Source organism: Sphingomonas oleivorans (assembly GCF_003050615.1).
Taxonomy (GTDB): domain Bacteria; phylum Pseudomonadota; class Alphaproteobacteria; order Sphingomonadales; family Sphingomonadaceae; genus Sphingomonas_H; species Sphingomonas_H oleivorans.
On sequence record NZ_NWBU01000007.1, the window covers coordinates 261703 to 282482 of the forward strand.

Sequence of the window (20780 nt, forward strand, 5' to 3'; positions counted from 1 at the left end):
GCATGTCCAAGCCCTTCTACATCACCACCGCCATCAGCTACCCCAATGGTCGGCCGCATATCGGCCATGCCTATGAGGTGATCGCGACCGATGCGATCGCGCGCTACCAGCGCCTTGCCGGCCGCGACGTCTTCTTCCTCACCGGCACCGACGAGCATGGGCTGAAGATGGCGCAGACAGCGCGCAAGCGGGGCATCGAGCCGCGCGCGCTCGCGGATGAGATGTCCTCCTATTTCCAGGAGATGGACGAGGTTCTCAACATCTCCCATGATCGCTTCATCCGCACCACCGAACCCGCGCATCATGCGGCGAGCCAGGCCCTGTGGCGCGCGATGGTCGCCAATGGCGACATCTATCTCGGCCGCTATGAAGGCTGGTACTCGGTCCGTGACGAGGCTTTTTACGACGAGAAGGAACTGATCGAGGGGGCGGACGGCCAGAAGCTGTCGCCCCAGAATACGCCGGTCGAATGGACGGTGGAGGAAAGCTGGTTCTTCCGCCTTTCCGCCTTCGCGGACCGGCTGCTCGCTCATTATGAGGCCAATCCCGATTTCATCCGCCCCGAAAGCCGCCGCAACGAGATATTGAGCTTCGTGAAAGGCGGTCTGTCCGACCTTTCAATCTCGCGCACCAGCTTCGATTGGGGCGTGGCGGTGCCGGACAGCCCGGGCCATGTGATGTATGTCTGGGTCGATGCGCTGACCAACTATCTGACGGGCATCGGCTATCCCGACGATCAGGCGGGCTTCGACAAATATTGGCCCGCCGATCTCCATATCATCGGCAAGGATATCGTCCGCTTCCACACCGTTTATTGGCCCGCCTTTCTGATGTCCGCCGGCCTGCCGCTGCCCAAGACGGTTTTCGGCCATGGCTTCCTGCTCAACCGGGGCGAGAAGATGTCCAAGTCGGTCGGCAATGTCGTCGATCCGATCGAGATGGCGCGCACCTATGGCGTCGATCAACTTCGCTATTTCCTGCTGCGCGAGGTGAGCTTCGGCCAGGACGGCAGCTATAGCCATGAGGCGATCGTCACCCGCTCGAATGCGGATCTCGCCAATAATTTTGGTAATCTCGCCCAGCGTTCTTTGTCGATGATCGCGAAGAATTGCGGCGGCGTCGTTCCCACGCCCGGCCCGGAGACGGCAGCGGAAGTCGAGTTCCGCGCGGCGCTCGACAGCCGCATTGCCCAGTGCCGCGAGCATATGGACGGCACGCCCGGCTTCCCGCGCATCGATCAGGCGCTGGCCTCGGCATGGGAAGGCCTGTCGATCGCGAACGAATATATCGCCCGCGAAGCGCCCTGGACGGTCCGCAAGACCGATCCGGCGCGCGCCGATACCATCCTCTATCATACTGCCGAGGCGGTCCGCCGTCTCGCCATCCTGGCGAGCTGGGCGATCCCGGAAAGCACCGCCAAGCTGCTCGATCAGCTTGGGCAGGGCGCGGATGCGCGCGATTTCGCCGCTCTCGGCACGCCGCTCGTTCCTGGCCTGCCGTTGCCGCCGCCGCAGGGCGTCTTCCCGCGCTGGGTCGATCCCGCCTGACGGGCGGGATCCGGCTCAGCCCGCGATCCGCTCGAGGTGGCGCGTGATGCGCGCGCTGGAATTTCCGTCGTGGAAGCGATGGAACAGCTCGGCCATCTTCGCGCGCGCCGGCGCGAAGGGGTCGCGCCCCTCCAGTTCCAGCGCGAGCGCATCCAGAAACGCCTCCTCGTCCAGCGCCTTCGTGCCCGCGGTGAAGCTGTCATAATCGAGCATCAGCCCGCGCTCGGCGATATAGCGGTCGAGATCGGCGGGGAGGAATATCACCGGCCGGTCGAGCAGCAGGAAATCGAGATAGATGGACGAATAGTCCGTCACCAATATGTCGGTATGCCGCAATATCGGGTTGATGTCGGGGAACAGGGTCGCGCCGGCGTTGATGATCCGCTCCGATCCCGCCCGGGCGATCGCCTCGTCCGCCGATTGCATCTCGAAATAATGCGGCCGGATCAGCAGATAGGCGTCATGCGCCTCCAAGAGCGCGATCAGCCGTCCCAGCCCTGCTTGCCCGACGGGCAGCAGCCGGTCGAGCGGCGCCCAGTCGCGATAGGTGGGCGCATAGAGGATCAGCTTCGCCTTGAGGAAGGGGTGCTTGTCGATGAGCGCGGCATCGGATTCGAACAGCAGGTCGTTTCGCGGCATGCCGAGCGTGAGAATGTCGTTCGCGGGATAGCCATAGGCTTCGCGCCACAGCCCCGCCGCATAGTCGGAACAGGCGATCATGTGCAGGAAGGTCGAATTTTCCCGCGCGATATAGGCCGGATTGGCGGTCGGCGTCGCCAGGCCCATCGTCTTGAACGGCGTGCCATGCGTAAGATGGATGATCCTCTTCCGGTTCGAAAAGCCGATCGGCAATATGTCCGCCCGCGATTGCGAAATGACGCGCAGAGGCGATTGCAGGCCGATGAGCAGCGTGCGCAAGCTCAGCCACCACAGGCCCCGCCCCGGATAGAGCGCATTGATCTCGTTCAGCGCGTGGCGGGACTTCGTGACCCAATAGGGATCCCATTCGCCGCTTCGCACCATATGTTCGAACAGCCGGCGCGGATTGTCCGCGAAGCGGTGTCCCCCATCGGCGCCGAAGATCACGCGACGCGGCTTGTCCGGCACCAGTCGGTCCAGCAAGGTCACGATCGCGTTGATCGTCGGGCGGATCAGCGTCTTGGCTTTGATCAGCCAGGCGGATTTATATTCGCGAAGATGTTTCATGGTGCGGCTCCTGCGGATTAGGCCCGGATCTCCCGCATGTCGCTCGTCGGGCGGGCGACGCGCTCGATGATCTGGGACGTGCTGATGCCGTTCCAATAAGGCAGATAGATCATCTCGATCTCACGGCGCTCGATGAAGGCTTCATCGAGCCCGATCTGCCGAAGATAGCTATGATGTTCCCAATCATCACCATGGACGATCTTCTTCACGCCATGTTCGACGATGTAGTTGCGCAGGTTCAGGCTGGTGGCGATGAAGGCGAGATCGACATATTTGCAGCTTCGTACGATCGCCAACCGATCGTCTTCGGAAAAGAAAGGCTTGCGCTTGTAACGCGACGTGATCAGATCGCTGTTCACTCCAACGACTAGATGTGTTCCATATTTCCTTGCACGGCGTAGAAGTTCGACATGTCCTCGGTGGAAGAGGTCGAATACACCGCTTACATAGACAACTACGCTGTCCATGCCTTGCCTCCAGAGTCAGTATGGATGGTGAAGGCCCCTCTGAGCGTTCTCCCTCTGGTTGAAAGCTTTCTTGACTGTCCAGAATCTTTTCAACCAGGTTACTGTAACGTTACAATCTGGTTATGGGTTCAGCCGGATTTCGGCGTAGCAAAACTATCGGCAGACAAGCCCGGGTGACGCTAACGGTCGGGCAGGACCGGATCAGCTTATGGAAGGGGCGGTTCGTCGCTTTGTTGCGGCAGCGGAACGAATGAGATCGAGCGTCCGGCCGAGCATGGGGACGACCAGCAGCGGCGCATCGGCGGCTTGTAGACGCAGCCATCGCGGCCCGGCATTTCGCCGCCCCACATGCGCCCGATCAACATAGTGTCGAGATTGCGTCGGAAATAGTCGAACAGGCCGGATATCGTCACCTGCCCGCCAAAGGCCAGCATGTCCGCCACGCGGCGGATGGGTGCGGAGGGACTGTGAAGGGAGCCGATCGATATCCGCCAGGGGATATCGTTACGGCCGCCCTCCCGCGCCGAGCAGCGCGATCAGCACCGGATCGCGCGTCGCGGCCGGATCGTCGCGGATGATCGCCTCTTCCCGGCCGATCGCGCGGAATATGCCGCTGGCCGCCTGGCTCGCGAGGCCCTGATAGAGCGCCCGATAGTCGATCCCCGTCGCTGCCGCGAGCGCGGTCGCGAGCACGTCCGCCGTGTCCGAACGCAATGCCGTGCCGATTTCGGGCACCAGCGCTTCCACCAGCGCATCGCCGATCCGGTCCTGCAGCAGGTCGGTCGCGGCATGCGGGCCGCCGCGCAGCACATGCACCGCGTCGGCGAAGCTCATCGTCCGGATCGCATCGGTCACGACCGGCGCTGCCCGTGCTGCCGCCTCTCCGGCGACATCGTTGAGCGCGATGGCAAGCTCGCGCCGCACCGGCGCGCTCCCCATCACCGCGCCCAGCACCGCGCCTGCCCGGCCGCTGCCGATCCGCCCGCCCAGTGCATCGGGCACGGCCAGCCGGGCAAGCTCGTCATCATAGAAGCCGCCGGGCTGGAGCAGGCGGCCGAAGGCGCGCTGCGAGGAGAGGGTGAGCAGCCGGCGCACGCCTTCCTCCAGCCCATATCCGCCAAGCCCCGTCGCGCAGCCCGCCAGCCCCGCAAGCGGCAGCAGCGCGGCCAGCCCCAGAAGTTGCCGTCGATCGATCCTGTCCATGCCGGCCCTCTCATCCATGTGGCGACGCCTCATCGGCCTCGTTGCCGGAACCGGCGATGAACGGGGCTGCGATCCTCAGCCGCTTGCGATCCACGCGGTCAGGCGTGCGGCGATCCGGTCCCCGTCGCCTGCGAGCCGGACGAGCTTCATCCGCGCCGTCTCGCCGGACAGGATGCTGATATCGCCCTTCCGCATGCCGAGCGCTTCAGCAAGGAAGGCGATCAGCGCCTTGTTGGCGGCCCCGTCGACCGGCGGGGCGGCGAGGCGGACATGCAGCGCCGGCCGCCCGTCCGCGCCCGCCATCACCCCGTCCAGGCCGTTTCGTCCGGCGCGCGGCGTCAGGCGCAGCGCCAGCCGCACGCCCCCTTCGTCCCGGCTGAAGGGCTGCCCGCCGTCCATCATTCCGATCCTTTCACCATGAAGCCCACGGAACGTCCCGGCGCCTCGTGCGTCGCGCCGTGCGGGAGAACAGCATGTTCGTCGCAGTCTATTGGTGGCGCGTCCATCCCGGCAAGGAAGATCAGTTTCGCGAGGCATGGCGTCGCGGCACCGCGCGGATCACCGAAATCTATGGCAGCTTCGGGTCGCGCCTGCATCGCGATCGGGACGGCCGCTTCGTGGGCTATGCCGAATGGCCGGACGAGGCGACGTGGCAGCGGGCGTTCGACGCCAAGATGGTCTATGACGATCCGGAGGCGCGGGCGATGTTCGTCGATGCCGTCGCGGAGGTGCCCCCCGGCAACGCTCCCATCTTCGCCATGACCGTCACTGATGACCTGCTGCGCCGCTGATGCAGCGGAATGAAAGGCAAAGGCCCCCGCCGATCGCTCGACGAGGGCCTCCCTTTACCTGTTTCGCGTGGATGCGATCAGGCGCTGTAATACATGTCGAACTCGACCGGGCTCGGGGTCATCTCCCAGCGGGCGACTTCGGCATATTTCAGCTCGATATAGGCATCGATCTGATCGTCGGTGAACACGCCGCCCTTGGTCAGGAAGGTGCGGTTCGCGTCGAGATTCTCGAGCGCCTCGCGCAGCGACGCGCAGACGGTCGGAACCTGCTTCAGCTCTTCCGGCGGCAGGTCATAGAGATTCTTGTCCATCGCCTCGCCGGGATGGATCTTGTTCTCGATGCCGTCGAGGCCGGCCATCAGCAGCGCCGAATAAGCGAGATAGGGGTTGGCGGTCGCATCCGGGAAACGGACCTCGACGCGCTTGGCCTTGGCGCCCGCGCCATAGGGGATGCGGCAGGAGGCCGAGCGGTTGCGCGCCGAATAAGCGAGCAGCACCGGCGCCTCATAACCCGGAACCAGCCGCTTGTAGCTGTTGGTCGACGGGTTGGTGAAGGCGTTGATCGCCTTGGCATGCTTGATGATGCCGCCGATGAAATAGAGGGCGAGATCGGACAGGCCCGCATAGCCGTTGCCGGCGAAGAGCGGATTGCCCTCGTTCCAGATCGACAGGTGGGTGTGCATGCCCGAGCCATTATCTTCCTTGATCGGCTTGGGCATGAAGGTCGCCGTCTTGCCATAGGCGTTGGCGACCTGATGGACGACATATTTATAGACCTGCATCCGGTCCGCGGTCGTCACCAGCGTGCCGAAGGTGAGGCCCAGCTCATGCTGTGCTGCCGCCACCTCATGATGATGCTTGTCCATCGGCAGGCCCATCTCCAGCATGGTGGAGACCATCTCGCCGCGGATGTCGACCGCGCTGTCGACCGGGGCGACCGGGAAATAGCCGCCCTTGGCGCGCGGGCGGTGGCCCAGATTGCCGCCGTCATAGTCGCGGCCGGTGTTGGTCGGCAGCTCGATGTCGTCGATCTTGTAATAGCTGGTGGAATAGCTCGTCTCGAACTTCACGTCATCGAACATGAAGAATTCGGCCTCGGGGCCGACATAGACGGTGTCGCCGATGCCAAGCGACTTCACATAGGCTTCGGCGCGCTTGGCGGTCGAGCGCGGATCGCGGCCATAAAGCTCGCCGGTCGAAGGCTCGACGATGTCGCAGACCAGGATCAGCATCGGGGTCGCCGAGAAGGGATCGACATAGACCGCGTCCAGATCCGGCTTCAGGATCATGTCGGATTCGTTGATGGCCTTCCAGCCTTCGATCGAGGAACCGTCGAACATGAAGCCGTCGGTCAGCTCATCTTCGCCGACGACATTCTGGCACATCGTCAGATGCTGCCACTTGCCCTTGGGATCCGTGAAGCGGAGATCGACCCACTCAATCTCCTTTTCCTTGATCAGCTTGAGAACGTCAGAAGCCGTGTTGGCCATGGTGTTCGCCTTCCCCTAGAAAATTCCACTGAAGAGAGCGGGCAACCGGACGGGCGCCCGAGTCATTCCTTCGCGTGCAGCGATCAGATCGCGTCCGCGTCCCGTTCGCCCGTGCGGATCCGCACCGCGCCTTCCACGGGCAGGACGAAAATCTTGCCGTCGCCGATGCGCCCGGTCTGCGCGGCGGAGGCGATCGCCTCGATCACGCGCTCCGCCAGCATGTCGTCGACGACGACCTCCAGCTTCACCTTGGGCAGGAAATCGACGACATATTCGGCGCCGCGATACAGTTCGGTATGGCCCTTCTGCCGGCCGAAGCCCTTGGCTTCGGTGACGGTGATGCCGGATACGCCCACTTCGTGCAGCGCTTCCTTCACCTCGTCCAGCTTGAATGGTTTGATGATGGCTTCGATCTTCTTCACGTGCTCATGCCTCCCCGTCCAGGCGCCCGCGAGGGCCCGAACCGCATCCGCGCGCTTCCAATAAGCGTGCCGCGCGTCGCTACGCAAGGATCGGTGGGGCAAGCATGGCAGATTGTGACGAAATGCCCAAAATATCAGCAATAAAAAGTGCATTTGCATGAATGATAGGCATAATTTGCACTGGTTGGAACCACCCAGCCTCGCGGCGGCGACGAAGATCCAGCATGAGATCGCCGCCGCCTGCGAAACGAAGGATCGGCTCGGAGTCGTGGGCCGGATCGCGGGTGCCGATGTGTCGATGAAATGGCGCGATTCCCGGGGCCCGATCCATGCCGCGGTGGCACCGATCCTCTGGCCGGAACGGCGGATCGAGCCTGCCGCCACCGCGACGCGCATCCCGCGCTTTCCCTATGTGCCCGGCTATCTCGGCTTCCGCGAGGCGCCCGCCGTTCTGGCGGCGTGGGAGGGGCTCGTGGACAAGCCGGACCTGCTGCTCGTCGATGGGCAGGGGCGCAGCCATCCACGCCGCTGCGGCGTGGCGACGCAGATCGGCGTGCTGCTCGACATGCCCACCATCGGTATCGCCAAGAGCCTGCTATGCGGTTCGATCGAGGGGGAGGTGGGGCCAAGGGCCGGCGATCGCGCGCCGGTGGTTCATCGGGGCGAAGAGGTCGCGATCGCGCTTAGGACTTCGCCACGCGGAGGCCCGATCTTCGTCAGCATCGGCCACCGCCTGTCGCTGGAAACCGCTGTGGACTGGGCATTGAGGCTCAGCGAGGGCCGGCGCCTGCCCCTCCCGATCCGCCTCGCGCACGACGCCGCGAACGCTGCGCGACGGGCAGCAGCATCCTCATCCCTGCCTTCGGAGGGATGAGGGGAGGGCATGTCTCAGCCGCTATAAGGTGGCGCGTGCAGTCCCTTCGGGCTCAGCGTGAAGATCTCGCAGCCGGTCTCGGTGATGCCGATCGAATGTTCGAACTGGGCGGAAAGCGAACGGTCGCGCGTCACGGCGGTCCAGCCGTCGTCGAGCATCTTCACGTCCGGCCGGCCGATATTGATCATCGGCTCGATCGTGAAGAACATGCCCGGGCGCAGTTCCGGGCCGGTACCGGGGCGGCCGACATGCACCACCTCGGGCGCGTCGTGGAACAAGCGGCCGAGCCCATGGCCGCAGAAATCGCGCACTACGCCGTAACGATGCTTCTCGGCGAAGCTCTGGATCGCATGGGAAATGTCGCCCAGCCGGTTGCCGGGCTTCGCCTGCTCGATGCCGCGCATCAGGCATTCATAGGTGACGTCCACCAGCCGGCGCGCCTTGATCGGCACGTCGCCCACCAGATACATGCGGCTCGTATCGCCATGCCAGCCGCCCAGCAGCGGCGTCACGTCGATATTGACAATATCGCCTTCCTTCAGCGTGCGCGAGGAAGGGATTCCGTGGCACACGACATGGTTCACGCTGATGCAGCAGCTATGCGTATAGCCGCGATAGTTCATCGTCGCGGGAACGGCACCGCCCGCGATCGTCATGTCATAGACGATCCGGTCGAGCTCGGCCGTTTCCACGCCCGGCACGACATGGGGCACGAGCGCGTCGAGTATTTCGGCCGCCAGCCGGCCCGCCGCGCGCATGCCGGCAAAGCCCTCCGGCCCATGAAGCTTGATCGCGCCGGTGCGTTCCACGACGTCGCCGTCGGCGATGGTCTGATAATCGGTCATGTGGACCATATAGCAATGCCTGTCCGGCTTTGCGAGCGGCCGCGGCCCGCGCTATGGCGAGCGGCAATGACAACGCCCCGCATCTGGACGGCCGCGCTGCTGGTGATCGGCGACGAGATATTGTCCGGCCGCACGCAGGATCGGAATATCGCGCAGGTGGCGCTGTGGCTGAACCTGCAGGGGATCCGCCTGGCCGAGGTGCGTGTCGTGCCCGATCGGATGGAGGCGATCGGCCGGGCGGTGACGGAGCTCCGTGCCGCCAATGACTATCTCATCACGACGGGCGGCATCGGCCCCACGCATGACGACATCACCGTCGATGCGATCGCGGCCGCGCTGGGCGTGGAGGTGGTGGTGCATCCCCGTGCCCGCGCCGCGCTGGAGGCCTATTATGAAACGCGCGGCGGGCTGACCGAGGCGCGGCTGCGCATGGCGCGCGTGCCGGACGGGGCGGAACTGATCGAGAATCGCATGTCCGGCGCGCCCGGCATTCGCATCGGCAACATCATGATCCTCGCCGGCGTGCCGCATATCGCCGGATCGATGCTCGATGCGCTTTCAGGCCAGCTTGAGGGCGGCCTGCCGCTCGTCTCGCGTACCATCGGCTGCTGGGTAGCCGAAAGCGAGGTGGCCGACATGCTCTGCGCCACCGAGCGGGATCATGACGGTTGCCAGATCGGCAGCTATCCTTTCTTCCGCGACGGCACGGTCGGCGCCAATTTCGTGATACGCTCGACCGACGAGGCGGCGCTGGCCGCCTGTGCCGCCGATCTCGCTACCCGGCTGGGCGCGCTCGGCCATGATCCGGTGGACGGCGGAATCTAAAGCAGTTTCGGGTGCTTAGGCCTCAACCAGCCATTCCTCGTCGAGGAAGGCCGCGACCTCGGCCAGCTCCACCGTCCGGTCGAGGAAGGTCCGCCCGATCCCCCGCGCGAGCAGGAAGGGCAGGCGCCCACCCTCCATCTTCTTGTCATGCTCCATATAGGTAACGAGCTTCTCACCCGAGGCGCTGACCCCGGCCGCTCCGAGCGTCGTCGGCAGCCCCACCTCTTCCAGATGGCGCGTCACCCGTGCCGCATCGTCCGCATCGCACAGTCCCTGCCGCACCGAGAAGCGGAAGGCGAGCGCCATGCCCGCCGCGACCGCCTCGCCATGGAGCAGCCGATCGGAAAAGCCTGTATCCGCTTCCAGCGCATGGCCGAATGTATGGCCCAGATTGAGCAGCGCGCGCCGGCCTGTCGTTTCGCGCTCGTCGGCGGCGACGGTGCGCGCCTTGGCGGCGACGCTATGCGCTATGGCATGGAGTCGCGCGTCGCTATCTCCCGCGAGCAACGCCGCGCCATTGGCTTCGCACCAGTCGAAAAAGTCCGGATCGTCGATCAGCCCATATTTGACGACCTCTGCATAGCCCGCCCGGATCTCGCGCGGGGGCAGCGTGTCGAGCGTCGTCGGATCGATCAGCACCAGGCTCGGCTGATGGAAGGCGCCGATCAGATTCTTGCCCGCCTTGCTGTTGATCGCCGTCTTGCCGCCCACCGAGGAATCGACCTGGGCGAGCAGGGTGGTCGGCACCTGCACGAATTTGCAGCCGCGCTTCACGATCGCCGCGGCAAAGCCCACCAGATCGCCGATCACGCCGCCGCCCAGCGCCACGATATGGTCGCTGCGCTCGACGCCGAGCTCGAGCAGCCGATCGGTGAGCGCTTCGAGCTCTGCCCAGCTCTTGGTGGATTCGCCCGCCGGCAGCACGATCGGCTCGATCGCGATTCCATCGAGACCAGCGGCAAGGCGCGGCAGTTGCGTGGCCGCGACCCGCTCGTCCGTCACCACGACGAGCCGCCCGTCGCGCGCGAACGCACCGAGCAGGTCCGCCGCCCGATCGAGCAGGCCCGCCTCGATCAGAATCGGATAGGCGCGCTTGCCGAGGCCGACGTCGATCCGGATCATGCGCGAAGTTCCTTCAGAATGGATTCCACCGCCGCCTCGTGCGGCAGCGGCTGGCTGCGGACATGGATGGGAGCGAGCGCATAGATGGGATTGCGCACGGCGGCCAGCTCCCGCAGCACCTCGCGCGGGTCGCGGTCCTTGAGCAGCGGACGGCCGCTGCCACGCCGGCCGACGCGCTCGGCGAGCACGTCGATATCGGCATCGAGCCATACCGCCGTGGCGCGATCGAGGATCAGCTTGCGCGTTTCCTCGTTCATGAAGGCGCCGCCGCCCGTCGCGATCACCTTCGGCCGCCCGTCGATGAGGCGGGCGATCACGCGGCGTTCCCCGTCGCGGAAATGAGTCTCGCCGAAGCGGGCGAAAATCTCGCTGATGGTGCAGCCGGCGGCGGCCTCTATCTCATGATCGGCATCGACGAAGGGCAGATGGAGGCGCGCGGCGAGCCGCTTGCCGACGGTCGACTTGCCGACGCCCATCAGGCCGATGAGCACGATAGGGCGGTCCAGCGGACGGTCTGGTCGGGAGGAAGACGGGGAAGGGCTTTGCTGCATTATCTGCGGGGCTATACACAGGGCGCATGCCTCGGGCAAAAGCCCGCTCGTCGGGTCGCGTGTCCGGCGCAGAAGTTCAAGGAATGACGATGTCGCGTGCCAGTCTCCTCCTCATAATCCTGCTCGCCCTGATCGTCGGCGGGGTCGTGGCGCTTACCAGCATCGATACGGAAGTGCCGCTCAAGCGCGTGGAGAAGGCGGTCGCGAATGACGCCAAGCCGTAAGCGTTTCGCGCTGACGGCGGCGCTGCTCCTTGCCGGCGCCGCGGCGATCGGGATTCCCGCCTTCGGGCAGGAAGCGCCCGAGTCGCTGCTGCCGCCGGGTTTCGGCGAGCCCGCGCCGCCTCCACCCCCGGCGCAGCCGGCGCCCACTGCTCCCGCTCCCGCGCGGCCGGCTCCCCCTGTCGCGCCGGCGCCTACCCTCGATCCGCTCGCGACCCTGCTGTCCGAAGCCATCGCCCCGGAAGAGGAAGAGGCGGAAGAGCCGCTCGAACCGCTGGAGCTGCCCGATTGGGCGCGCCGGTCGATGGACTATGTCGGCGCTTTTGACGGTTATGGGCCAACGGCCTTCGGGGCGGCCGACGGGCGTTTCCTGTCGATCCTGATGCGCCGTCTCGATACGCCGATCGCATCCCGCTGGGCGGAGATAATGTTGCGGCGGGCGCTCCTGACGCGGGTTCCCACGCCGCGCCGCGTGCAGCCGGCGGACTGGGTCGCCGAGCGCGCCAATCTGCTGCTGCGCCTGGGCGAGGCGGACGGGGCGCGGATGCTCGTCCAGGGCGTCGATGTCGATCGCTTCAGCCCGCGCCTGCGCGTGGTGGCGATTCGCGCCGCGCTGGCGACGGCGGATCCGGCGGGGCTCTGCCCCTTGAGCGATGGCGGCGAGACGGTCGGCGACAGGCCGGTCTGGCCGCTGATCCGGGCGATGTGCGCGGCCCTGTCGGGCGAAACGGCGGTGGCGAGCACGCTGATCGGGCGGGCGGCGCGGACCGGCGGCGGCCGGCGCGAGATCGATCATCTGTTGGCCGAAAAGGTGGTCGGTGCCGGCAGCAACAGCCGCCGCGCCGTGCAGCTCGAATGGGATCCGGTCGATCGCCTCACCGACTGGCGCTTCGGCCTGGCGAGCGCCGTCGGCGTGCCCGTGCCTGATCGGCTGATGGCGGGCGCGGGCCCGCATTTTCAGGCGTGGCGTGCGCGCGCGCCGATGCTCCCGCTCGCCGCCCGGCTGGAGGCCGCCCGAATCGCCGCCGCGCTCGGCGTCTTCTCCAGCGCCGCGCTGGTCGACATATATGGCGCGCAGATGGACGAGACGGGCGAGTTCGACACGCAGAGCCCCGCCGGCCGCCTGCGCCAGGCCTATGTCGGCGACGATCAGGCGATACGCATGACGGCGCTCAGATCCTTGTGGGACGAGGCGGCGAACGGCGCGGGGGGCGAGCGCGATCGCTATGCCGCCTCCATCCTTACCGCCCGCGCCGCAGCCCGCATCACGCCGGACGCGGCGCTGGAGGAGGATGCGCCGGCATTGATCGCGTCGATGCTCTCGGCCGGTCTCGACTGGCAGGCCGAGCGCTGGGCGCGCATCGTCGATCGTGCGGACGGCACGACGGGCGACCGCGCCTGGGCATTGCTCGCGACGGGCGCCACGCGGCCGGTGGTCGATCTGAGCGGTGGCCGGGTGGATCGCTTTGCGCGCCGGGCAGGCGAGGAGGGGCCGTATCGCACCCAGATGCTGATCGCGGCGCTTGGCGGCCTCGGCCGACTTTCCAATGCCGATCTCACCCGCCTGGCGGAGGAGCATGGCGTGCCGATCGGCCGCCGGACGATCTGGACGCGTGCGCTCGACCAGGCGGTATCGCGCGGCCAGCCGGCGACGGTCGCGCTGCTCGCAGCGGTGGCGATGCAGACGCCGCGTTGGCAAGGCGTGCCGCCCGGCGACTTCTATCGCCTGATCGGCGCCTTGCGTCATGTCGGGCTGGAGGGTGAGGCGCGGATGATCGCGGCCGAGGCGATGGCGCGACTATAGCCGCGCTCATGTCCGGGGACATCGCGCTGATCGAGCGCTTCCTTGAGATGCTGGCGGCGGAGGCGGGGGCGGCGCGCAACACGCTCATCGCCTATGGCACGGACCTGCGCGCCGCGTCCGAAACGCTTGATGGCAGGCTTTCGGCCGCTACGAAGGATGATCTGGTGAAGCTGGGCGAGGACTGGGTCTCGCTCGCCCGATCGAGCGTTGCGCGCAAGGCTTCGGTGTTGCGCCGTTTCTTCGCCTTTCTCGCGGAGGAAGGGCATAGGACGGACGATCCCTCCGATGCGCTGCCCCGGCCCGGCGCCGCGCGGACCCTGCCGAAGATATTGGGCCATGGCGACGTCGATCGGCTGTTCGCGGAGATTGAGCGGCGGATCGGGCTCGATCCCTCTCCGCCCACGCTGCGCCTCGCGGCCTTTGTCGAGCTGCTCTACGGATCGGGATTGCGCGCGACCGAGCTGGTGTCGCTGCCCCGCCACGCCTTCCGCCGGGATCAGCCCTTCCTGATTTTGCGCGGCAAGGGTGGGCGGGAGCGGCTGGTGCCGATCTCCGATCGGGCCCGCGTGGCGGTCAGGGCCTGGGCGGCGACGGTGCCCGAGGACAGCCTCTGGCTATTTCCGTCGGGGAAGAATCATGTCAGTCGGGTGCGGCTTCATCAACTCATCAAGGCGCTCGCCGCCGATGCCGGCGTGCCGCCCGAGCGGGTGAGCCCCCATGTGCTGCGCCACGCCTTCGCCACCCATCTGCTGGAAGGGGGCGCGGACCTGCGCGCATTGCAGACGATGCTTGGCCATGCGGACATATCGACGACGCAAATCTACACCCATGTCGACAGCCGCCGGCTCGTCGAACTGGTCAATGCGCGTCATCCACTCGCCGACGGCTCCGTTGACGGAACGATCCGGCTTCCCTAGGCGCTCCGATCATGGTGGCATTTCTGGATTTCGAAAAGCCGATCGCGGACCTGCAGGCCCGGGTGGCCGAGCTGCGCGAAACGGCGGACGCAGGCTCGCTCGATATCGGCACGGAGGTCGCCCGGCTGGAGGCGAAATCCGACAAGCTGTTGCGCGACACTTATGCGAAGCTGACCCCGTGGCAGAAGACGCAGGTCGCGCGCCATCCCGAGCGGCCGCATCTCAAGGATTATATTGCGGGCTTCGTCGAGGATTTCGTGCCGCTGGCGGGCGACCGCGCCTTTGCCGACGATCTCGCGATCATCGGCGGGCTGGGCCGCATCGGCGGCCGCCGCGTGATGGTGATCGGCCATGAGAAGGGCGACGATACCGCGACCCGCCTCAAGCATAATTTCGGCATGGCCAAGCCTGAAGGCTATCGCAAGGCGATCCGGCTGATGCAGCTTGCCGACCGTTTCGGCCTGCCGATCGTCACGCTGGTCGATACGTCGGGCGCATTTCCCGGTATCCAGGCGGAGGAACGCGGCCAGGCCGAGGCGATCGCACGTTCGACCGAGCAGTGCCTTGCGGTCGGCGTGCCGCTCGTCGCCGCGGTGGTGGGCGAGGGCGGATCGGGCGGCGCGGTGGCGCTTGCGGCGGCCAATCGCGTGCTGATGTTCGAACATGCCGTCTATTCGGTGATCTCGCCCGAAGGCGCCTCGTCGATCCTGTGGCGGACGGCGGAAAAGGCGTCGGATGCCGCCGAGGCGATGAAGATCACCGCGCAGGATCTGCAGCGGCTCGGCGTCGTCGATCGCATCGTGCCCGAGCCGATGGGCGGCGCGCATCGTGACCGCGATGCCGCCATCGCGGCGCTCGGCAAGGCGCTGGGCGAGGAAGTCGATGCGCTCTCCATGATGAGCGCGGATGCGCTGCGCCAGGCGCGGCGGGACAAGTTCCTCGCGATCGGCTGACAGGAACCGAAACGGCTTTTCCCGGTTCCTTCGGAAATTTTGGGAGAATTGCCCTCGATGAGACCCCTGATCCTGTTGAGCGCGGCGGCGCTGGCCATTGGCGGCACCGGCTATGGCGTGACCCAGACGGTGCGCAGCATCTCCGCCAGCGACAAGGCGGCGGGGGCCAGGGCGCATCCGCAACTGCTGGAGGAATTTGGGGGCGCCTATCCGGGGCCGCAGGCGCGCTATGTCGAGTCGGTCGGTAAACGGATCGCGGTGCAGTCCGGCCTGTCCAATTCCCAGAAAGATTTCACCGTCACGCTGCTCAATTCGCCGGTGAACAACGCCTTCGCCATACCGGGGGGCTATGTCTATGTGACGCGCCAGCTCCTTGCGCTGATGAATGACGAGGCGGAGCTCGCCTCGGTGCTGGGTCATGAGGTCGGCCATGTCGCCGCGCGCCATGCCGCCAAGCGCAACCGGACCTCGATCTTCGGGCAGATTGCGGCGGCGGCGGCGGGCGTGTTGACGGGCAATTCGCAGATCGCCGGCATCGTCGGCCAGGGCGCGCAGCTCGTCACGCTGCGCTTCTCCCGCCAGCAGGAATATGAGGCCGACGATCTCGGCATCCGCTATCTGACGACGGCGGGCTATGATCCCTATGCCTCGGCTTCCATGCTCGCTTCGCTCAACGCGCAGACCTCATTGGAGGCGCGCGTTCGCGGCCAGGAGGATAGGGGCCTGCCGACCTGGGCCAGCACCCACCCCAATGGCGCCGACCGCGTGCGGCGTGCGGAGGCGCAGGCGGCCAAGACGGGCGTCGCCGCCGGCACGCGGCTGCGCAACCGCGATACCTTCCTCACGGCGCTCGATGGCGTCACTTATGATGACGATCCCGCGCAGGGTATCGTGGACGGGCAGCGATTCCAGCATCCGGCGCTGAAGCTCGGCTTCACCGCGCCTCCGGGCTATGCGCTGGCCAATGGCACGACGGCGGTGTCGGTCAGCGGGTCGGGCGGGCAGGCGCAATTTTCGGGTGGTGCCGCGACCACCGATCTGGCCGGCTATATCGACCGAGTGTTTCGTGGCCTCGCCGGCGGTGGGAACGGCATGGTGAATTACGGCCAGGTGCAGGCGACGCGGATCAATGGCCTCGACGCGGCCTATGCCTCGGCGCGCGCGGCCGGCAATTCCGGCCAGCAACTGGATGTGACCGTGTTTGCCTATGCGCTTGGCGGCAAGGCCTATCATTTCACGACGATCACGCCAGCGGGCGCGGGTCTCGGCCCCTTTTCGCCGATGATCCAATCCTTCACGCGGCTCACTGATGCCCAGGCTTCCGCGATCAAGGCGCGGCGGATCGACGTCGTGACGGTGAAGGCGGGCGATACGGCGAACAGCCTCGCCCAGCGCATGGCCTATGGCGATTATAAGCTGGAGCGTTTCCTGACGCTCAATGCCCTTTCCGCGGGCACGGCGCTGCGGCCGGGGCAGAAGGTGAAGCTGATCGTCTACGGATAAGATCGATCAGCGATTGCCGCGATGCCGTGGAAGGCGAGGCTGCGCTTGCTTTCCAGGCTTTGTAGGACGCTGATGGCGAAGATCGCGATGAGCGTGGCGATCGGGCCATATTTGAATATGGTGGAGCCACTGAAATCCCTGAGCAGCTTGCGGATGCGCTGCCTGTGGAGCCTCCCGGATCGATCCGGCCCGAACTGACGATAAGGCGATCCGGACATCAGGCCGGGGCGGTTTCCGAAGCTTTGACGGCGCGGCCGGAACGATCCTTCGCGGCGGCCCGATTTGCCCGTAAAGCGCAGGGCGGCTCGCAACAGGATCAAGAAACGACCGATGACCATCGACATATCCGCCTCTCTCTTTCCCGTCGTCGCGGTGGCGCTGGTCGATCCGGACGGCCGCGTGCTGGTGCAGCAGCGGCCGGAAGGAAAGCCGATGGCCGGGCTATGGGAATTTCCCGGAGGCAAGATCGAGCCGGGCGAGACGCCCGAAGCGGCGCTGATCCGCGAACTGCGCGAGGAGCTCGGGATCGATACGCAGGTCGCCTGCCTGGCGCCCGCCGCCTTCGCCAGCGAGGCGCTGGGCCAGAAACACCTGCTCCTGCTCCTCTATATCTGTCGCAAATGGCAGGGGATCGCCCAACCGATGGAAGGCGGCACGCTGCGCTGGGTCCGTCCGCTGGAGCTGCACAATCTGCCCATGCCGCCGGCCGATCGGCCGCTGATCGGCCTGCTCGATACGCTGCTTTAGGAGGCGGATGGCGGTTTCAGCGCGTCCGCGAGCGAGCGGACGGCCGATCCACGCCGTGCCGGGCGCGGCTGATCCGGCGCGGGCGCCCAGCCGATGAGATAGACCAGCTCGAATCGTTCGCGCGTGCGGCCGTCCGGATCGGCGGCATCGGCGAAGCTTTCGGCGAGCGCCGCCACGCCCGCCCGGCCGAAGGCCGGTCTTTCGCCTCTGAGCAGATTGCCGCCGGCCATGCCGCGAAGATCGGCGATCAGGCGAAAGGGATTTGCATAGCCCACATCGAGCCGGTCGCCATCCGCCACCGGCAGCGCGAAGCCCGCGCGAGAGAGAAGGTCGCCTGCCGCGCGAATATCGATCTGCGGATGGATGCGCGCCGCGACGCCCCCGCCCGCGACGCTGTCCGCCGCCAGGGTCGCGGTGCGCAACCGGGGCAGGCTGCCCGCGCCGACGAAGCCGCCGAGGAACAGGCCATCGGGCTTGAGGATGCGGCGGATGAGCGTAAGCGCCCCGGGCAGATCGTTGACGCTGTCGAGCACGCCCGCCGAAACGACCAGATCGAAGCTTCCATCCGCGAAGGGAAGGCGATCCTCGTCGCACTGGACGCCGCCCGCCTCATGAGCGAAGCGCCAGCCGGCATCGGCGGAGACGACCGAAAGGCCCCGGGCGCGCAGCGCCTCCGCCAGCCGCCCGTCGAAACAGCCCAGCACCAGCGCCTTTGAAAAGGTCCGCGTCACCGAATCGAGCCGGTGCATCAGCTCGTCGATGAGATGATCGAGCAGGAAGGCATGATCGGCGAAATCCGGCGCAGCACGGTCGCGGCGCAAGCGGCGGAGGCCCCTGTCGAAGATTTCCGCGTCTGCCGTCATCGGCGGGGCTTGTGCCTCGCGGCCGCGCGCGGGACAAGCCCGATCATGGGGGTGATGGACAGACTGGCCATGGCGGGCGCGCAGCTCATCGCCTTCGCGCTGCCGCCACGCTGCCCGGGGTGCGGTGTAGTGACGGCGGACGATCATCATTTCTGCCTCGCCTGCTGGTCGAAGCTCGATTTTCTGGGGCCGCCGGCCTGCGCTGCCTGCGCCGAGCCGTTCGAGCAGGATGCCGGCCCCGAGGCGCGCTGCGGCGCCTGCCTTGCCGATCCGCCGGCCTATGATGCGATGGCGGCGGCGGTGGCCTATGGCGAGATAGCCCGGCGGGTGGCGCTCAGGCTGAAATATGGCGGTCGCCCGGGGCTGGCCGAAACGATCGCGCGGCAGCTTGAGCGGCATGCGAGCGGCGCGGCGGACATGTTGGTGGCGCCTGTGCCGCTCCATCGCTGGCGCATCTGGCGGCGCGGCTATAACCAGTCCGCATTGATCGCCCGCGCGCTCGTGCGTCGCACGGGCGGCACGCTGGCGCTGGATCTGCTGGAGCGCCGCAAGGCCACGCCGGTCCTGCGCGGGCTGGGCCCCGCGGCACGGGTCAAGGCCGTACGGGGCGCCTTCATTCTTTCCCCGCGCTGGAAGGAGCTGGTGAAGGGCAGGGCGGTGCTGCTGATCGACGATGTCTATACCACCGGTGCCACCGCAAATGCCTGTGCGAAGGCGCTCAGGCGCGCCGGGGCGAGCCAGGTGCGGCTGCTCTGCTGGGCACGCGTCGTGCGCGGCCGCGTCGATGACGTTGACTTTCCGGACCCGCGATAACAACTCCCTGATGTGAGCGAAGGGAGCAACATGATGGCGAAGGTCGAAATCTACACCAAGATGCTGTGCCCCTATTGCACCCGGGCCAAGCATCTGCTGGGCGAAAAGGGTGTCGATTTCGAGGAATATGACATCACCATGGGCGGCCCCAAGCGCGCCGAGATGCTCGATCGCGCCAATGGCCGCCATACCGTGCCGCAGATCTTCATCGACGATTTCCATGTTGGCGGTTCGGATGATCTGGCGGCGCTCGAGCGCGCGGGCAAGCTTGACCCGCTGCTGGCGGCGTGATGCGCGCGGCGCTGTTCCAGAGCAGGACGGGGATCGATCCCGCCGATAATGCCCGCGCGCTGGTCGCCGCGGTCGATCGGGCGTGCTCGGACGGCGCTGACATGCTTTTCACCCCCGAAATGAGCGGCCTGCTCGATCGCGACCGGCGGCGTGCGGCCGCGAATCTGCGCGAGGAGGCGGAGGATCCGGTGCTCGCGGCGGTGCGTGAGGCGGCGGCCCGGACGGGCCTCTGGATCCATCTCGGCTCGCTCGCCATCAAGCCGGGCCGCGAGGATGGGCGGCTCGCCAATCGCGGTTTCGTGATCGACGGCACGGGCGCGATCCGGGCGCGCTATGACAAGATCCATCTGTTCGACGTCGATCTGCCGAGTGGCGAGAGCTGGCGCGAATCGGCTGCCTATGCGCCGGGCGAGCGCGTTATCCTGGCCGAGACGCCATGGGGGCGGCTTGGCCTGTCCGTCTGCTATGATCTGCGCTTTCCGGATCTCTATCGCGCGCTGAGCGATGCCGGTGCAACCATCCTCGCGGTTCCGGCCGCCTTCACCGTGCCCACCGGCCGCGCGCACTGGCATGTGCTGCTGCGCGCGCGGGCGATCGAGGCGGGTGCCTTCGTGATCGCGGCCGCGCAGGGCGGAGAGCATGAGGATGGGCGCGCCACTTTCGGCCATTCGCTCGCGATCGATCCCTGGGGCGAGGTGCTGCTCGACATGGGCGAGGAAGGCGGCGTCGCCCTTGTCGAGCTGGACGCGGCCCGGCTGGCGGATGTGCGCGCGCGTATCCCGGCGCTCGCCCACCGCCGGCCGATCGGCACGCCGGAGATCGCCCTGTGATCGTGTTCGATCTGCTATGCGGCAAGGCCGGCCATATCTTCGAGGCATGGTTCGGATCGAGCGAGGATTATGAGGCGCAGCGCGCGCGCGGGCTCGTCTCCTGTCCCATCTGCGGAGCGGGCGAGGTGTCGAAGGCGGTGATGGCGCCCAACGTCGCGCCCAAGGGCAATAGCGGGCCGGTCAGCGGCGGGCCGGTGGCGATGAGCAATGAGGCGCCGTCGCCGGAGATGGTGAAGGCCATGCTCTCCGCGCTCGCCAAGGTGCAGGAAAAGATGCTGGAAGGATCGGAGCATGTCGGCCGCCGCTTCGCCGAGGAGGTGCGCGCGATCCATCTCGGCGAAAGTGAGCAGCGCTCTATCCATGGCGAGGCGACGGCGGACGAGGCCAGGGCGCTGATCGACGAGGGAATCTCCGTGGCGCCGCTGCCGCTTCCGGTACGCCCGACCCGGCTGGACAATTGACTTGGAGCCATAGGCCCGCCTAACGACCATCTCC

Annotated in this window: 26 protein-coding genes; 14 read left to right on the plus strand and 12 right to left on the minus strand. The window is 66.7% G+C overall.

The window, feature by feature from the left end; all coding sequences use genetic code 11:
- The first annotated feature begins 2 nt into the window (after nucleotides 1-2).
- Nucleotides 3-1547 carry a methionine--tRNA ligase gene (metG, locus tag CLG96_RS09450; protein ID WP_107967616.1) on the plus strand — a complete coding sequence of 515 codons (1545 nt, stop codon included), beginning with the start codon at nucleotides 3-5 and terminating at the stop codon, nucleotides 1545-1547.
- 15 nt (nucleotides 1548-1562) lie between these two features.
- Here the strand turns inward: metG and CLG96_RS09455 are convergent, their stop codons facing one another.
- The 5 genes from CLG96_RS09455 to CLG96_RS09475 all read right to left on the minus strand — a co-directional run bounded on the left by CLG96_RS09455 (nucleotide 1563) and on the right by CLG96_RS09475 (nucleotide 4825).
- Complete coding sequence (locus CLG96_RS09455; protein ID WP_107967617.1) at nucleotides 1563-2753, minus strand: CDP-glycerol glycerophosphotransferase family protein; 1191 nt, start codon at nucleotides 2751-2753, stop codon at nucleotides 1563-1565.
- A gap of 17 nt (nucleotides 2754-2770) precedes the next feature.
- Complete coding sequence (locus CLG96_RS09460; RefSeq protein ID WP_107967618.1) at nucleotides 2771-3220, minus strand: FAD synthase family protein; 450 nt, start codon at nucleotides 3218-3220, stop codon at nucleotides 2771-2773.
- A gap of 206 nt (nucleotides 3221-3426) precedes the next feature.
- A complete protein-coding gene (locus CLG96_RS09465; RefSeq protein ID WP_480935822.1) occupies nucleotides 3427-3720 on the minus strand; it encodes an oligosaccharide flippase family protein in 294 nt (97 codons plus the stop codon).
- Between the two features lie 4 nt (nucleotides 3721-3724).
- Nucleotides 3725-4441 (minus strand): DUF4197 family protein, encoded by a 717-nt coding sequence (locus CLG96_RS09470; protein ID WP_243395717.1) that lies wholly within the window; start codon nucleotides 4439-4441, stop codon nucleotides 3725-3727.
- Nucleotides 4442-4498: 57 nt separating this feature from the next.
- Nucleotides 4499-4825, minus strand: coding sequence for a DUF167 domain-containing protein (locus CLG96_RS09475; protein ID WP_243395718.1), 327 nt, complete (start codon nucleotides 4823-4825; stop codon nucleotides 4499-4501).
- Between the two features lie 71 nt (nucleotides 4826-4896).
- Between CLG96_RS09475 and CLG96_RS09480 the strand changes: the two genes are divergently transcribed.
- Complete coding sequence (locus tag CLG96_RS09480) at nucleotides 4897-5214, plus strand: antibiotic biosynthesis monooxygenase family protein (RefSeq protein ID WP_107967700.1); 318 nt, start codon at nucleotides 4897-4899, stop codon at nucleotides 5212-5214.
- Nucleotides 5215-5291: 77 nt separating this feature from the next.
- Here the strand turns inward: CLG96_RS09480 and glnA are convergent, their stop codons facing one another.
- On the minus strand, nucleotides 5292-6704 hold the full coding sequence (gene glnA / locus CLG96_RS09485; RefSeq protein WP_107967620.1) for a type I glutamate--ammonia ligase: 1413 nt from the start codon (nucleotides 6702-6704) through the stop codon (nucleotides 5292-5294).
- Between the two features lie 83 nt (nucleotides 6705-6787).
- Complete coding sequence (locus CLG96_RS09490) at nucleotides 6788-7126, minus strand: P-II family nitrogen regulator (protein WP_107967701.1); 339 nt, start codon at nucleotides 7124-7126, stop codon at nucleotides 6788-6790.
- 157 nt (nucleotides 7127-7283) lie between these two features.
- On the opposite strand from CLG96_RS09490, the gene CLG96_RS09495 reads away from it, so the two are divergent.
- Nucleotides 7284-8000 carry an endonuclease V gene (locus CLG96_RS09495; RefSeq protein ID WP_107967621.1) on the plus strand — a complete coding sequence of 239 codons (717 nt, stop codon included), beginning with the start codon at nucleotides 7284-7286 and terminating at the stop codon, nucleotides 7998-8000.
- 14 nt (nucleotides 8001-8014) lie between these two features.
- On the opposite strand, the gene map is transcribed toward CLG96_RS09495, so the two are convergent.
- Nucleotides 8015-8845 carry a type I methionyl aminopeptidase gene (gene map, locus CLG96_RS09500; protein WP_107967622.1) on the minus strand — a complete coding sequence of 277 codons (831 nt, stop codon included), beginning with the start codon at nucleotides 8843-8845 and terminating at the stop codon, nucleotides 8015-8017.
- A 66-nt stretch (nucleotides 8846-8911) separates the two neighbouring features.
- On the opposite strand from map, the gene CLG96_RS09505 reads away from it, so the two are divergent.
- The gene (locus CLG96_RS09505; protein WP_107967623.1) at nucleotides 8912-9670 is read left to right on the plus strand and encodes a competence/damage-inducible protein A; all 759 of its coding nucleotides are present in this window, start codon (nucleotides 8912-8914) and stop codon (nucleotides 9668-9670) included.
- Between the two features lie 15 nt (nucleotides 9671-9685).
- On the opposite strand, the gene aroB is transcribed toward CLG96_RS09505, so the two are convergent.
- Together aroB and CLG96_RS09515 are read right to left on the minus strand one after the other, a co-directional pair.
- Entirely contained in the window at nucleotides 9686-10792 is a 1107-nt protein-coding gene (gene aroB / locus CLG96_RS09510; RefSeq protein WP_107967624.1) for a 3-dehydroquinate synthase, read from the minus strand.
- Nucleotides 10789-11343, minus strand: a complete 555-nt coding sequence (locus CLG96_RS09515; protein ID WP_107967625.1) for a shikimate kinase — start codon at nucleotides 11341-11343, stop codon at nucleotides 10789-10791. The genes aroB and CLG96_RS09515 overlap by 4 nt, the downstream gene beginning before the upstream one ends.
- Before the next feature lie 89 nt (nucleotides 11344-11432).
- Here CLG96_RS09515 and CLG96_RS19320 point away from each other — a divergent pair, with 89 nt between their 5' ends.
- Genes CLG96_RS19320 through CLG96_RS09535 form a run of 5 tightly spaced genes read left to right on the plus strand, consistent with a single transcriptional unit; the run spans nucleotide 11433 to nucleotide 16741 of the window.
- Nucleotides 11433-11567: a hypothetical protein gene (locus CLG96_RS19320; RefSeq protein ID WP_279330609.1), complete on the plus strand. Its 135-nt coding sequence runs from the start codon at nucleotides 11433-11435 to the stop codon at nucleotides 11565-11567.
- On the plus strand, nucleotides 11551-13368 hold the full coding sequence (locus CLG96_RS09520) for a hypothetical protein (RefSeq protein ID WP_107967626.1): 1818 nt from the start codon (nucleotides 11551-11553) through the stop codon (nucleotides 13366-13368). Before CLG96_RS19320 ends, CLG96_RS09520 begins: the two co-directional genes overlap by 17 nt.
- An 8-nt stretch (nucleotides 13369-13376) precedes the next feature.
- Nucleotides 13377-14285, plus strand: a complete 909-nt coding sequence (locus CLG96_RS09525) for a tyrosine-type recombinase/integrase (protein WP_107967627.1) — start codon at nucleotides 13377-13379, stop codon at nucleotides 14283-14285.
- Between the two features lie 11 nt (nucleotides 14286-14296).
- Nucleotides 14297-15238 (plus strand): acetyl-CoA carboxylase carboxyltransferase subunit alpha, encoded by a 942-nt coding sequence (locus CLG96_RS09530; RefSeq protein ID WP_107967628.1) that lies wholly within the window; start codon nucleotides 14297-14299, stop codon nucleotides 15236-15238.
- Between the two features lie 57 nt (nucleotides 15239-15295).
- The gene (locus CLG96_RS09535; protein WP_107967629.1) at nucleotides 15296-16741 is read left to right on the plus strand and encodes a M48 family metalloprotease; all 1446 of its coding nucleotides are present in this window, start codon (nucleotides 15296-15298) and stop codon (nucleotides 16739-16741) included.
- On the opposite strand, the gene CLG96_RS09540 is transcribed toward CLG96_RS09535, so the two are convergent.
- Nucleotides 16732-17085 (minus strand): Flp family type IVb pilin, encoded by a 354-nt coding sequence (locus CLG96_RS09540; protein ID WP_133175386.1) that lies wholly within the window; start codon nucleotides 17083-17085, stop codon nucleotides 16732-16734. The genes CLG96_RS09535 and CLG96_RS09540 overlap by 10 nt on opposite strands.
- Between CLG96_RS09540 and CLG96_RS09545 the strand changes: the two genes are divergently transcribed.
- Nucleotides 17072-17488 carry a (deoxy)nucleoside triphosphate pyrophosphohydrolase gene (locus CLG96_RS09545; RefSeq protein WP_107967631.1) on the plus strand — a complete coding sequence of 139 codons (417 nt, stop codon included), beginning with the start codon at nucleotides 17072-17074 and terminating at the stop codon, nucleotides 17486-17488. The genes CLG96_RS09540 and CLG96_RS09545 overlap by 14 nt on opposite strands.
- Here the strand turns inward: CLG96_RS09545 and CLG96_RS09550 are convergent.
- Nucleotides 17485-18351 carry a class I SAM-dependent methyltransferase gene (locus CLG96_RS09550; RefSeq protein ID WP_107967632.1) on the minus strand — a complete coding sequence of 289 codons (867 nt, stop codon included), beginning with the start codon at nucleotides 18349-18351 and terminating at the stop codon, nucleotides 17485-17487. The genes CLG96_RS09545 and CLG96_RS09550 overlap by 4 nt on opposite strands.
- A 54-nt stretch (nucleotides 18352-18405) precedes the next feature.
- Between CLG96_RS09550 and CLG96_RS09555 the strand changes: the two genes are divergently transcribed.
- Genes CLG96_RS09555 through CLG96_RS09570 form a run of 4 tightly spaced genes read left to right on the plus strand, consistent with a single transcriptional unit; the run spans nucleotide 18406 to nucleotide 20746 of the window.
- A complete protein-coding gene (locus CLG96_RS09555; RefSeq protein ID WP_243395719.1) occupies nucleotides 18406-19164 on the plus strand; it encodes a ComF family protein in 759 nt (252 codons plus the stop codon).
- A gap of 33 nt (nucleotides 19165-19197) precedes the next feature.
- Nucleotides 19198-19455: a glutaredoxin 3 gene (gene grxC / locus CLG96_RS09560; RefSeq protein WP_107967703.1), complete on the plus strand. Its 258-nt coding sequence runs from the start codon at nucleotides 19198-19200 to the stop codon at nucleotides 19453-19455.
- Nucleotides 19455-20285 carry a carbon-nitrogen hydrolase family protein gene (locus CLG96_RS09565; protein WP_107967633.1) on the plus strand — a complete coding sequence of 277 codons (831 nt, stop codon included), beginning with the start codon at nucleotides 19455-19457 and terminating at the stop codon, nucleotides 20283-20285. The genes grxC and CLG96_RS09565 overlap by 1 nt, the downstream gene beginning before the upstream one ends.
- Nucleotides 20282-20746: a DUF1178 family protein gene (locus CLG96_RS09570; RefSeq protein ID WP_107967634.1), complete on the plus strand. Its 465-nt coding sequence runs from the start codon at nucleotides 20282-20284 to the stop codon at nucleotides 20744-20746. Before CLG96_RS09565 ends, CLG96_RS09570 begins: the two co-directional genes overlap by 4 nt.
- Nucleotides 20747-20780 lie beyond the last annotated feature (34 nt).